At 72.4% G+C, this 12924-nt stretch carries 12 protein-coding genes; 8 read left to right on the top strand and 4 right to left on the bottom strand.

The features are described 5' to 3' along the window. Positions 1–29: 29 nt before the first annotated feature. The 4 genes from OJ997_RS21845 to OJ997_RS21830 are packed head-to-tail and all read left to right on the top strand — an operon-like array spanning position 30 to position 5638. Positions 30–1298, top strand: coding sequence for a hypothetical protein (locus OJ997_RS21845; RefSeq protein WP_270027358.1), 1269 nt, complete (start codon positions 30–32; stop codon positions 1296–1298). Beyond that, a complete protein-coding gene (locus OJ997_RS21840; RefSeq protein WP_270027357.1) occupies positions 1295–2668 on the top strand; it encodes an Ig-like domain-containing protein in 1374 nt (457 codons plus the stop codon). Before OJ997_RS21845 ends, OJ997_RS21840 begins: the two co-directional genes overlap by 4 nt. Before the next feature lie 9 nt (positions 2669–2677). Beyond that, positions 2678–4060 carry an alpha-amylase family glycosyl hydrolase gene (locus OJ997_RS21835; RefSeq protein ID WP_270027356.1) on the top strand — a complete coding sequence of 461 codons (1383 nt, stop codon included), beginning with the start codon at positions 2678–2680 and terminating at the stop codon, positions 4058–4060. Further along, positions 4061–5638: a calcium-binding protein gene (locus OJ997_RS21830; protein WP_270027355.1), complete on the top strand. Its 1578-nt coding sequence runs from the start codon at positions 4061–4063 to the stop codon at positions 5636–5638. Between the two features lie 123 nt (positions 5639–5761). On the opposite strand, the gene OJ997_RS21825 is transcribed toward OJ997_RS21830, so the two are convergent. After that, entirely contained in the window at positions 5762–7057 is a 1296-nt protein-coding gene (locus tag OJ997_RS21825) for a M20/M25/M40 family metallo-hydrolase (RefSeq protein ID WP_270027354.1), read from the bottom strand. 153 nt (positions 7058–7210) lie between these two features. Between OJ997_RS21825 and OJ997_RS37725 the strand changes: the two genes are divergently transcribed. Further along, complete coding sequence (locus tag OJ997_RS37725; RefSeq protein WP_270027353.1) at positions 7211–8626, top strand: protein kinase domain-containing protein; 1416 nt, start codon at positions 7211–7213, stop codon at positions 8624–8626. A 6-nt stretch (positions 8627–8632) separates the two neighbouring features. On the opposite strand, the gene OJ997_RS21815 is transcribed toward OJ997_RS37725, so the two are convergent. Beyond that, a complete protein-coding gene (locus OJ997_RS21815) occupies positions 8633–9184 on the bottom strand; it encodes a PASTA domain-containing protein (RefSeq protein WP_270027352.1) in 552 nt (183 codons plus the stop codon). Positions 9185–9230: 46 nt separating this feature from the next. On the opposite strand from OJ997_RS21815, the gene OJ997_RS21810 reads away from it, so the two are divergent. The 3 genes from OJ997_RS21810 (at position 9231) to OJ997_RS21800 (ending at position 11408) form a co-directional block, all read left to right on the top strand. Next, positions 9231–9620 (top strand): hypothetical protein, encoded by a 390-nt coding sequence (locus tag OJ997_RS21810; protein WP_270027351.1) that lies wholly within the window; start codon positions 9231–9233, stop codon positions 9618–9620. Continuing rightward, entirely contained in the window at positions 9617–10348 is a 732-nt protein-coding gene (locus OJ997_RS21805) for an LLM class flavin-dependent oxidoreductase (RefSeq protein ID WP_270027350.1), read from the top strand. Before OJ997_RS21810 ends, OJ997_RS21805 begins: the two co-directional genes overlap by 4 nt. An 82-nt stretch (positions 10349–10430) precedes the next feature. Then, positions 10431–11408, top strand: coding sequence for a hypothetical protein (locus OJ997_RS21800; protein ID WP_270027349.1), 978 nt, complete (start codon positions 10431–10433; stop codon positions 11406–11408). On the opposite strand, the gene OJ997_RS38245 is transcribed toward OJ997_RS21800, so the two are convergent. Then, positions 11405–11509, bottom strand: a complete 105-nt coding sequence (locus OJ997_RS38245) for an MFS transporter small subunit (protein ID WP_443732124.1) — start codon at positions 11507–11509, stop codon at positions 11405–11407. The genes OJ997_RS21800 and OJ997_RS38245 overlap by 4 nt on opposite strands. Beyond that, positions 11506–12864 carry an L-lactate MFS transporter gene (locus OJ997_RS21795; protein ID WP_270027348.1) on the bottom strand — a complete coding sequence of 453 codons (1359 nt, stop codon included), beginning with the start codon at positions 12862–12864 and terminating at the stop codon, positions 11506–11508. The genes OJ997_RS38245 and OJ997_RS21795 overlap by 4 nt, the downstream gene beginning before the upstream one ends. Positions 12865–12924: the final 60 nt, after the last annotated feature.

Here is a 12924-nt window from a genome sequence, read left to right as displayed (position 1 = left end):
CACTCAACGGGGGACGGATGCGAGCAGGGATGCTTGGCCTCGGAGCGGCGCTGCTGTGCGCTGCCCTGGCGCCCGCCGCCAACGCGGCGACAGCGGTCAATCGGAGCGGGACGCTCACCTACACCGGGGCTCCAGGCGCCGGCGAGAACTTCCAGGTCCGGGATTACCCCGGCGGTGTCCTCGTCTACCGCCTCACGTCGGCCGAGGGCTGCACGCTCACGGACGCGCTCAACCAGGGCTACTTCTGCCCGGGCGTGCAGGCGGTCGTCGCTGACCTCGGCGACGGCGACGACCTCGCCTTCCTGCTGGGCGGCCCGCGCGTGGTGCTCGACGCCGGCCCCGGCGATGACGTGATCAACGTGCTGCGCACCCCCACCCAGACGACGATCCGCGGGGGCAGCGGGATCGACCAGCTCGTCAGCCGCGGCTCCAGCGACGTGACCCAGAGCCTCACGCTCGACAGCGCCTTCGAAGGCGTCGTCGGCGACAGCCCGTTCCGGATCGTCGACGGCGTGGAGGAGCTGCTCGTGGGCAGCGGCCCGGCGATCCTCACCGGCGACGCCGGCCCGAACACGCTCACGGGTGGCGACTACGCCGACAGGATCACCGGCGGTGCCGGCAGCGACGTGCTGGTCGGCAACGGCGGCGACGACACGCTCGATGCCCGCGACGGCGAGCTGGACCGCGTCCGCTGCGGAGACGGCAACGACATCGCCCTCGTCGACAGCGCCGACCAGGTGGCCGAGGGCTGCGAAGACGTCCAGGTCACGGCGACGGCGGTCCCGAGCGTTCAGGACCTTCCGCCGCAGCTCACCTGGCGAGCCGGCAGCGCGCTCACGGTCGACGCCACCGACGATCGCGGCGTCGCCGAGGTGCGCTTCAGCGCCGGCGAGACCGTGCTCTGCACCGTCAAGGCCGCTCCGTTCGTCTGCCGCTTCACCCCGGGGATCGCCGACGTCGGCCGCAAGACGATCGTCGCCGTGGCGAGCGACACCGCCGGCCAGACGAGCACCGCGATCCGGACGCTCGTCGTCCCGAAGTTCACCCCCCGCGCGGTGAGCCTGACCGTCAAGCGACAGGGGAAGCGGTTCGTCGCCTCCGGGAAGGTGACGCTGCCGAACGGCATCCCGTGCAGCGGCACCGTGACGGTCAAGGCCGGCACGACGACCCGCACCGCGAAGCTCGGCCGGAGCTGCGCGTACCGCGTCGTCTCGCTCAAGGGCGGCCGGGTCGTCGCGACCTACGGCGGCACCGACGCGATCACCGCCAAGCGTTCCCCGGTGAGGACGGTCCGATGAGGCGCCTCGCGTTCCTGCTCGCCTTCCTGGCGCTCACGACCTCGGCCGACGCCGCGACGCTGGTCAACAGCAACGGCCGCGTCACCCTGACCGGCACGTCCGGCGAACCGCTCGACGTGTCGTTCGACTACGGCGGTCAGTACGCGCTGTCCGCCATCGCGCAGAACGGCAACCGCGATCCCATCACCGCCACCGGCTGCACCACGGACGCCACGACGTCGTCGTCCGCGACGTTCTTCCGCTGCGAGGGCGTCAACGAGGTCGTCGTCGTCGGCGGCGCCGGCAACGACGCCGTCCAAGCCGGCGGCCTGCGCGTCCCGCTGATCGCCGACGGCGGCGGCGGGCGCGACTTCATCGTCGGTGGCGAGGCGGCCGACACGCTCACCGGCGCCGCCGGCGACGACACGTTCTACGCCCAGCGCGGCGACACGGTCGGGGGCGGCGCCGGCGTCGACCACGCCGTCTACCAGTTGCCGTGGAACGTGAAGCTCACCGGTCCGGTGACGCTCACGCTCGACGGCGTCGCCGACGACGGCCACGCGGGCACCCACGCGAACTTCCTGCCCGATCTGGAGAACGTCGACGTCGGCGACGCGATGCCGCACCCGGCCGATCCTCCGGCGCCGCCGTACGGGCCGATCACGCTCGTCGGCACCGACGACGCCAACCAGCTGATCGGCGCCACCGGGCCGGACACGATCACGGGCGGCGGCGGGATCGACGTGCTCGACGGCCGGGACGGCGACGACACGCTGCTCGCCCGCGACGGTCTGCCCGACCGCGTGCGCTGCGGCGCCGGCACCGACACCGCGCTCGTGGACCCGTTCGACGTCGTCAGCCCCACGTGCGAGACGATCCTGGTCGCGGGTGAGCGCCCGGCCGTCCCGATCGACGACGCGGCCCCGCGGATCGCGTGGCGGCCGGGCACGGACCTCGGCGTCAGCGTCGAGGACGACCGCGGGATCGCGAGCGTCCGGTGGCTCGACGACGACCGCGTCATCTGCGTCGACACCGTCGCGCCGTACGACTGCGCGTTCACGCCCACCGCCGGCGACGTCGGGCGCAACACACTGACCGCGATCGCCACGGACTCGTCCGGGCAGACCGCCGCCGTCACGACCACCAAGACGGTCGCACGCTTCAAGGCCACTGCGATCACGTTGCGCATCCGCAACCTGACGGCGACGGGCAAGGTGACGCTGCCCGCGAACGTCCCGTGCACGGGCAAGGTCCGGGTCGGCGGGAAGACCGCCACGCTCCGCACGGACTGCACCTATCGCGTGAAGATCAAGCGCGCGAGGTCGTATGTCGCGGAGTACCTCGGCACGGCCGCGATCGCACCGACGCGTTCCAAGCGGGTGCGCGCGTAGGATCGCCGGATGACCTGGTGGCAGCGCGGGGCGATCTACCAGGTCTACCCGCGCTCGTTCCAGGACTCCAACGCCGACGGCGTCGGTGACCTCGAAGGCGTCCGCCGCCGGCTGCCCTACCTGAAGTGGCTCGGCGTCGACGGCGTCTGGCTCTCCCCGTTCTACCGCTCGCCGATGGCCGACTTCGGCTACGACGTCGCCGACCATCGGGACGTGGACCCGCTGTTCGGGACCGTCGAGGACTTCGACGCGCTGGCGCAAGAGGCGCGCCGGCTCGGCCTGAAGCTCATCCTCGACTACGTCCCGAACCACACGTCGATCGAGCATCCGTGGTTCACGGACCACTCCGAGTACTTCATCTGGGCGGACGAGGTGCCCAACAACTGGGTCTCGAACTTCGGCGGGCCGGCCTGGAGCCCGCACGGGGAGCGCTTCTACTACCACGCCTATCTCCCCGAGCAGCCCGACCTGGACTGGCGCAACCCGGACGTGCGCGCCGCGATGCTCGACGTGCTGCGGTTCTGGTGCGAGCACGGCGCGGACGGCTTCCGGATCGACGCGCTGCGGCAGCTGTTCAAGGACGACCAGCGGCGCGACAACCCGCCCAATCCGGACTTCAGCCCCGGCGACGATCCCTACTCCGCGCTCCTCCCCGAGTTCACGACCGACCGCCCCGAGGTCCAGGACGCGATCCGCGCCTTCCGCGCCACGGTCGGCGACCGGCTGCTCGTGGGCGAGCTGTACCTGCCGATCGAGCGGCTCGTCGCCTACTACGCGTCCGGGCTCGACCTGCCCTCGAACTTCCATCTGCTCTCCACCCCCTGGACCGCGCACGACGTCGCCGAGCTGATCGAGCGCTACGAGGGCGCGCTGCCGGACGGCGCGTGGCCGAACTGGGTGGCCGGCAACCACGACCGCCCGCGGCTCGCCAGCCGCCTCCCGCCCGGCCACGAGCGCGCCGCGGCGACGCTCCTGCTCACCCTGCGCGGCACGCCGACCCTCTACTACGGCGACGAGATCGGCATGCGCGACGTCGAGATCCCGCCCGAGCGCCGGGTGGACCCGTGGGTGTTCGGCAACCGCGACCCGGTGCGCACGCCGATGCAGTGGGACGCGGACGGCTCGTTCACCGAGGCCGAGCACGCGTGGCTGCCGTTCGCGCCCGACCACACGGCCGTCAACGTCGCCACCCAGCAAGACGATCCCGACTCGCTCCTGCACCACTACCGCCACCTGCTCGCCGCCCGCCGCGCCTTCGCCGACGCGCCCTACCGGACGGTCTCCGTCCACGACAACGTCCTCACCTACGCGCGCGGCGAGGCCATTACGGTCACGATCGACTTCAACACCGGAGCCTCGCAACTCCACGGGCCCGAGTCCGTTCAAGCCTGAGTGATCCGGAAGCTCTTCGCGGTCGGCGCCGCCCTGCTGGTCCTCGCGGCCCCAGCGCACGCCGCCAAGGTCGTCAACCGCGGCGGCACGCTCACCTACACGGGTTCGGCCCAGGCCGAGAAGACCTGGGTCAACGCGTCGGGCACGACCGTGCGCGTCACCAACGCCCCGAAGCTGCGCGAGCGCGGCTGCAGGGCGCGCCGGGGCGGCGTCGTGTGCACACGCGTGAAGCGCATCGTGATGGACCTGCGCGGCGGTGCCGACGAGCCGGTCGTCTCGAGCGCTCGCATCCCGGCCGTGGTCTCGGGCGGCGCCGGGGCCGACCTGCTGACTGCCGGACCGGGCGACATCGAGCTTCGCGGCGGCGCGGGCGACGACGTCCTCGTGGGCACCGACCGCACCCGGTTCCGCGGCGGCCCGGGGATCGACGTGGCGCGGCTGCCCGCGGCGGGACCGACCTTCGCGGACGGCCGGCTCGAGGACGACGTCGAGGACGTCCTGATCGGGGCGCAACGGTCCACCCCGAGCGGCGCCGTCTCACTCACCGGCAGCGACGGGCCGAACCACCTCACCACGGGCGGTGGCGACGACACGCTCGTCGGCGGACGCGGAAGCGACGTCCTCAGCAGCGGCGACGGCAACGACACCGTCGACGCGCGCGACGGCGAGCCCGACCGCGTCGTCTGCGGCCCCGGCACCGACACCGTGCTCGCCGACCCGGTCGACCAGGTCTCGGACACGTGCGAGCGCCCCGACGGCGATCCCGGGCCGCTGCCACCCCCGGCGGACTCGCTCGTCAACCGCGACGGCACGGTGACGTACACCTTCGGCTCGGCACCGACCCCGTGGAACCTGCGGCCGTCGGTCCACGTGGATCTCACCCGAACGCCCGGCACGGTGAGCGTGACGCCGTCCTCGATGCAGGTCCCGGTCTCGGTCGACGGGTGCGTCGTGGCCGAGCGCGAGTACCAGTGTCCCGGGGTCCGCACCGCAGTCGTCATCGGCGGTCCGGGCGACGACCGCATCACCAGCAGGATCCCCGCGACGCTCTCCGGCGGCCCGGGCGACGACGAGCTGGGCAGCTTCGCGAGCGGTCAGATCGACGGCGGGCCAGGCGACGACCAGCTGTACCCGTACGCGGGCACCACCGTCGTCGGCGGCGGCGGGATCGACACCGTGAACCTGCGCCGGCGCGAGCTCGATCCGCTCAGCCTCAGCTTCGACGGGCGGGCCGACGACGGCCTGCGCGGGGAAGGCAACAACGTGCTCGCGGATGTGGAGGACGTGGAGACCGATCCGCCGTACGAGAGCCACGACTACCACCCCGACGCCGGGCCGCGGACGATGCTCGGCACGGACGCCGCGAACGTGCTTCGCGGCTCCTACGGTGACGACGCCATCACCGGCGGCAAGGGACGCGACGAGCTCTACGGCGCCGGCGGGAACGACCGGTTCGACGCCCGCGACGGCGAGCCCGACCGGATCGTGTGCGGCCCTGGGAACGACGTTGCCCGGGTCGACCCGATCGATCTCGTTTCCGCAACCTGCGAGCGTGTCGTCGTCCGCGCGCGGACCTGACCCGTCAACACCTTGTGACGTTCGGTTCGTGAGGGACGTTGTGTGGGCAAGGACAAGCCCAGCGCCCGTGTTCCAACCGGCGCCGCCGGTTGACTCTCGCCCGCCCGACGGGGCGGGCGGGAATCAGCCCTCGCTCTCCGCGAGCTGCTGCAACAGCAGCGCGTGGGTGCGCGCGATCGCCTCGAGCTCGGTCAGGTCGACGGACTCGTTGGCGGCGTGGATCTGCGCCGCGTCGGAGTCCTGCGCGCCCCAGAGCACGATCTTCGCCTCCGGGTAGACCTCCGCGAGGCGGGCGACGAGCGGGATCGAGCCGCCGCTGCCCATGACCGCGACCGGCTTGCCGTACGCCGCTTCGAGTGCGCGGGCCGCGGCGGCGTCGGCCTCGAGCGCGAGCGGCGACGACGCCGGCTCGACCTCGATGTCCAACGCGGCGCCCCACGGCGTGTGCGCGCGCAGGTGCCGCTCGACCGCGTCCATCGAGTCGACGGGATCGGCGCCCTGCGGGATGCGCACCGCGACCTTGGCCCGCGCGACCGGGATGACGATGTTGCCGGCGCCTTCGACGGCGGGCGCGTCGAGGCCGAGGACGGAGACCGCGTGGCTCGCCCACAGGCGGTCGGCGACGCTCCCGCCGCCGATCAGCGACACCCCGTCCAGCACGCCCGCCTGGCGGCGGAAGTCCGGCTCGGGGAGGTCGGCGCCGGCCCAGGTCGAGTCGCTCAGGCCCTTGACCGCCACGTTGCCGTCGTCGTCGTGCAGCGTCGCGAGCAGCCGGACCAGCGCCAGCAGCGCGTCCGGCGCGGCCCCGCCGAACATGCCCGAGTGCAGCGCGTTCTCGAGCGTGCGGAGCGTGACCGTGAGCTTGCCGTGGCCGCGCAGCGTCGTGCACAGCGTCGGCTCCCCCAGCTTCCAGTTGCCGCCGTCGGCGATCACGAGCAGGTCGGCGCGCATCAGGTCGGGCTGCGCGTCGACGACCTCGAGGATGCGCTGGCGCCCGTTCTCCTCCGAGCCCTCGATCAGGACCTTCGTGTGCACGGGCGGCTTGAAGTCGTACGCGCGCAGCGCGGCGAGGTGGCCGACGACGCCGGACTTGTCGTCGGCGGCGCCGCGCCCATACAGGCGGTTGCCGCGCAGCGTCGGCTCGAACGGGTCGCTCTCCCAGCCCTCGGTCGGCGCGGGCTGGACGTCGTAGTGCGCGTACAGGAGCACGGTCGGCCCGGTGCCCGGCTCGCCGTACTCGGCGTAGACGCTCGGCGCCTCGCCGGGGACGTCGACGTACCGCGAGCCCGGCAGCAGCTCCTTCACCAGCGCCGCGGCCTCGTCCAGCGGCGCCCGCGGATGCCCGTCGAACGCGATCGACGGGATGCGGACGAGCCGCTCGAGGTCTTCGCGCAGGCGCTCGGCATCAATCGGGTCCATCGCGGGCACCTTAGATGCCGATGCCGGCCGAGACCGTGATCGGGGCCGAGCTCCACGTCGGCCACGCGCGCAAACGCGCCGATTTGGCCGAGGCACTGGCCGACTGGCTCACAGTGCACGGGAACGGGTCGCGCGTTCGTCACACTTGAATGCGTGACCGATGTGCTCGAGGGCGCTCATATTGCCGGGTGCCGCATCGAGTCGGTCGCCGGTCGTGGCGGGATGGGCATCGTCTATCGGGCGACGCAGCTCTCGCTCGGTCGGCCGGTCGCGCTGAAGCTGATCGCGCCCGAGCACGCCGCCGACAGCGACTTCCGGGAGCGCTTCCAGCGCGAGTCGCGGATGGCGGCGGCGATCGATCACCCGAACGTCATCCCCGTGTACGAGGCCGGTGAGGAGGACGGGCGGCTGTACATCGTGATGCGCTGGGTGGAGGGCACCGACCTGCACAAGGAGCTGCGCGCGCACGGGCGAGTCGAGCACGAGCGGGCGGCGGCCATCATCAACCAGGTCGCGGGCGCGCTGGACGCCGCGCACACCGCCGGCCTCGTGCACCGGGACGTCAAGCCCGCCAACGTGCTGCTCAGCGGCGATCACGCCTACCTGGCCGACTTCGGGCTCACGCGGCTCGCGAGCGCGGAGACCAACGTCACGACCGGCGGGCACTTCCTCGGCACCGTCGACTACATGGCGCCCGAGCAGTTCAAGCCCGGTCCGAGCGACGCCCGCGCGGACGTCTACGCGCTCGGCTGCGTGCTCTACGCCGCGCTCACCGGCCGCCCGCCGTTTATCCGCGAGACCGTCCCGCAGACGATGCTCGCGCACCTGCACGAGCCGCCGCCGGTCGCGATCGGCGCCGGCCCCGAGTTCAACCGGGTGCTCGCCCGCGCGCTCGCCAAGAACCCCGCCGACCGCTTCCCGTCGGCGGGTGACTTCGGCCGTGCGACGCTCGCCGCCGCGCAGGGGCAGTCCGTCACCGAGGAGGAGCGCTCGGTCGCGCGGGGCGCCGCGGCGCCGACGATCCGGCGGGACCCCGGCGTGTGGGCCGCCCCGGACCCCGACGTTCCGGACTCCGCCCACGACACGTCGCCGCTGCGCACCTACCGCGCGCGCAAGCGGCCGCGACTACTGCTGCTGGGCGCGGCGACCGTCCTGGCGACCGGCGCGATCGCCGTCGCCGCGATCCCCGGCGGCGGGGACGAGATCCCGCCCCCGGGCTCCCCCGTCAGCGACGCGCAGGCCGAGCGGCTCGCGCGCCAGTTCGCGTCCGCCTACTCGAACGAGGACGCGGCGAAGATCTCGCGCCTGCTGACGTCGGACGCGCAGCGCGTGTTCCCGACCGACCGCCAGCGCGGCCGCGCCGAGGTCGTCGACGTCTACCGTGAGCAGTTCGCGGAGAGCCCGCAGTCGGAGTTCGTGCTGGAAGGGCTCGAGGCGGAAGGCGGCGCGGTCGGCCGCGCCAGCGCCCGGTACCGCACGGGCGCCACGACCGGGACGATGACGTGGGACGTGATCATCGAGCGCGGCAAGCCGCGGATCACGATGATCCTGGCCGTTCCCGACGTCTAGAGGTCTCTACGGGCCGGTCGGGCACTCGCGCTGGGTGACCAGCGTGACCGTCGTGCCCTTGTCCACGGGCGTGCCTGCCGCCGGGCGCGTCGCGCAGACGTGGTCGGTGCCGGGGATGACGCGGTCCAGCCAGCCGCCGCGCTGCTCCTCCTCGACCTTCAGGCCGACGTTGCCGACCGCCGTCTTGGCGGGATCGACCTCCTGCCCGACGACGTTCGGCACGTCCACGCGCATGTCGCGCGTGACGCGCACGGCGTCCGTGGCCGGCCGACGGCCCGGTGAGGAGGCGCTGATGTCGATCACGTTCCCGCCCGGCGCGAGCGCGACCTCCTTGCTGAACTCGCCCCCGTCGACCTCGGCGTCCTCGCCCCCGACGCGCACGGACGCGTCCGCCGGGCTGACCGTCCCGCGCACGACCACGCGCTCGTCACGGACCATCCCGCCGTCGTCCGGCAGGCTGAGTTTGAGCGTCACGCGCGCGTTGGCAGCGGGCTTCGGCGCCTCGCCACAGGCGGACACGAGCAGCCCCGCGGTCAAGATCAGAGCGAGTGAACGCACCCGATCGATGCTACTTGCGGGTTGTCACGCCGGGATAATCGGGCGCGTGCCCCTCGCCTCGCGCGCCAAGACGGTCATCGAGGCCAAGCTCTCGCCCGAGGGCACGCGCCGGGCGACGCTGTTCGAGCAGCTGACCGTCCGGCGTGTCGCGTGGGACACGCTGGTGCGGCTGAACCGCTGGCTGTCCGCGCTCGGGAAGCTTGCGACATCGCTGTACTGCTGCGTGATCGCGGCGCTCGTCATCGGCGTCGACATCCGACCGGCCGTGCAAGATGCGCTGAACTCGGGCAAGCCGATCGAGCACGTCTTCGTGCTGGCGATCCTGCTGCCGACGCTGGTCTTCCTCCTCGCCCGGTCCATGATCGGGTGGATGCGCTGGAAGGTGCAGCGGGAGTTGTGGCGCCGTGATGTCGAACGACTGGGAGGTACGTCTTGAAGCGCGCGATCTTCGTCGCGCCGTTCGGGGAGCTGTCCGAGCCCCGTGTGGTCGCCGAGCTGGCACAACGGACCGAGGCCAAGGGGTGGGACGGGTTCTTCGTCTGGGACCACGTGGCGTACAAGCCGCCCGTGGAGAAGCTCGCCGACCCGTGGGTGACGCTCGCGGCCGTCGCGATGGTCACCGAGCGGGTGAAGATCGGGCCGTTGATCACGCCGCTCCCGCGCCGGCGGACGCATCAGCTCGCGCGCGAAACGGTGTCCGTGGACCGCCTCAGCGGCGGCCGGCTCATCCTCGGCGTCGGCATCGGCTCCGAGACCACGGGCGAGTTCGATCCGGAGCGCTTCGGCGAGGAGGGCGACATGCGCGAGCGTGCCCGGCTGCTCGACGAGGGCCTCGAGCAGCTCGTGCGCTACTGGGAGGGCGAGTTCGAGCCGCGGCCGGTCAACGGGACGATCCCCGTCTGGGTCGGCGGGCGCTGGCCGCGCAAGAAGCCGCTCGAGCGCGCCAAGCGCTGGCAGGGCTTCTTCCCGGTCGAGACCGAGTCGCCGGAGGACGTGCACGCGATGCGGGAGGCGCTCGGCGAGGACTTCCCGGTGATCATCGTGAACACGCCGGAGGTCGACCCGGCGCCGTGGTTCGCGGCGGGCGCGACCTGGGTCGTGACCGGGTTCGGGCCGGACCCGAAGCTCGCCGACGTCGAGCGCGCGATCGACCTCGGGCCGTAGCCGGGGTCCGGGTACGGACACATCGCGCTACCAGGTCGTTTAAGCGTCGCATCCCGCCGACCGGATCGGCAGACTCCGCGCAATGAGGCGAACCGTGCGGGAGCGGCCTGGCGAGCGCTCTGAGTCGGCCGTGGCGATGCGCGCCCCGGTCTCCCCGTTCGAGCGCGTGCTGGCGCTGCAGCAGTCGGCCGGCAACGCGAGCGTCACGGCCATGCTCTCCCGCCAGGCGGCCCCGGCGGAAGCCGTCGCCCTGCCGACCGCGGAGGAGCTCACGACGCGCATCTCCAACTGCATCGGCGTGTGGGAGACCAACCGCGGCGGTGACGCGCCCTCGCCGCGCGAGTCCTCGCTGGACACGGTCGCGGGCGTGAAGGCGTCGATGGCGTCGATCGAGCAGGCGACGATGCCCTACGCGCTCGACGCGCTGCGCCGCCACACCTCGCTGCGCGCGCTGGCCGAGCCGCCGCTCACGCGCGAGGAGATCGACGCCGCACTCCTGCGCGTGCAGGGCGTCCCGCCGCTGCTGAGCGCGATCAACGCCGCGTCCGCCGCGGGCACGACCGCGGACGACTTCATCCGCGACCAGCAGGCCGTGATCACGCCGACCGGCCTCGGTGACGAGCACGTGCGGACGATGTTCAGCGCCGTGACGCTGAAGGGCACGATCGACACCAAGCACGGCGAGCTCGGCAAGACCAAGACGCCCAAGCAGGCCGCGGAGGAGATCCCCGAGGGCGACCGGCTGGGGCTCGGCGTCGGCTCGCTGACGTCCTACATCCGCACGCCGAAGAACTGGGGCGAGAACCGCGCGGCGTGGCAGCGGCTCGCGGTCGACCTGATGCCCGGGAACGTGGGTGCGCGCGTGAACACGGTCGCCACTTCCTCGGGCGGGACCGCGCTCGCCGGGCCGGTCGTGCGCGCCCGGGTGGACGCGCAGCTCGCCAAGACCCCGCAGCCGACCGAGCAGGCGCTGGTCGAGGCGGTCGCCCAGCAGAACAACCCGAACGAGACGGGGTACGGCGGGAACGTCTGGGCGACCTACCAGCGGCTGTACCCCTAGAACAACTCGACGACCTTGGTGAGCGTGTTGAAGACGCCGTAGGCCAGCGCCGCGGCGACGATGCACCACAGCGCGATGCCGCGGACCGAGTCGGAGATCATGAGCGGGCTCCTTCCTTGACGGATGCGGGTTCGGGTTCGCGGGCGAAGCGGCCGCTGTGCTCCTCGGGCTCCATGTGGCGCTCGGCGACCGGCCGGATCAGCAGGTTCGCGACGAAGCCGACGACCAGCACGCCGACCATGATGTAGAGCGAGAGCGAGTACAGGTCCGCGCCGGACTTGCCGGCGGCGCTCTCGGAGTCGGCGATCGCGTTGACGATCAGCGGCCCGGCGACGCCCGCCGCCGACCACGCGGTCAGCAGCCGGCCGTGGATCGCGCCGACCTGCAGCGTGCCGAACAGGTCCTTCAGGTACGCGGGTACGGTCGCGAAGCCGCCGCCGTAGAAGCTCAGGATGATGCCGGTCAGCAGCACGAACCACGCGATCGACGCGGTGCCGGTGGAGGCGAGCAGGAAGTACGCGGCCGCGCCGACCCCCAGGTACACGACGTAGATCGCCTTGCGGCCGATCACGTCGGAGGTCGACGACCAGCCGATCCGCCCCGCCATGTTGCACAGCGACAGCAGGCCGACGAAGCCCGCCGCGGCCGCCGCGCTGACGGTGTCGAAGTGGTCCTGGATCATCGGCGACGCCTGCTCGAGGATGCCGATGCCCGCGGTCACGTTGCAGAACAGCACCACCCACAGCAGCCAGAACTGGGGCGTGCGGATCGCGGTGTTGGCGGTCACGTTTCCGCGCGTGACGAGCTTGCGCTCGGTCGCCTGCGACGGCTCCCAGCCGTCCGGCTTCCACCCCTCGGCGGGCAGGCGCACGGTGAACGCGCCGAGCATCATCATCACCAGGTAGATCGCGCCGAGCGTGACGAACGAGGCGGCGATGCTGCCGTCGAAGGTCGTCAGCAGCGTGTCCGACAGCGGGCTGGCGACGAGGGCGCCGCCGCCGAAGCCCATGATCGCGAGGCCGGTCGCCAGGCCCGGCCGGTCCGGGAACCACTTGATCAGCGTCGAGACCGGCGAGATGTAGCCGATGCCGAGGCCGATGCCGCCGATCACGCCGTAGCCGAGGTAGACGAGCCACAGCTGGTCGGTGGCCACGCCGATCGCGGACACGAAGAAGCCGGTCGCCCAGCAGATCGCGCTCACGAACATCGCCTTGCGCGGGCCGCTGCGCTCGACCCACGTGCCGCCGATCGCGGCCGAGAGCCCGAGCATCACGATCGCGATGCTGAAGATCACGCTGATCGGCGTGAGCTTGGTGTCGAAGTGCTCGACCAGCGGCTCTTTGAAGACGCTGAACGCGTATACCTGGCCGATCGAGAGATGGACGGCGAGCGCCGCGGGCGGAATCAGCCAGCGGCGGTAGCTCGCCGGAGCGACCGTGCGCTCACGGTCGAGCATCGACAACAAGATGGACCTCCCCTTGCGAATGACCCCTGCGGTCGCGTGTGTACCCGTCGC

Source organism: Solirubrobacter phytolaccae (genome assembly GCF_027587195.1).
Taxonomy (GTDB): Bacteria; Actinomycetota; Thermoleophilia; order Solirubrobacterales; family Solirubrobacteraceae; genus Solirubrobacter; species Solirubrobacter phytolaccae.
This window is presented reverse-complemented; position numbering and strand designations above follow the sequence as displayed.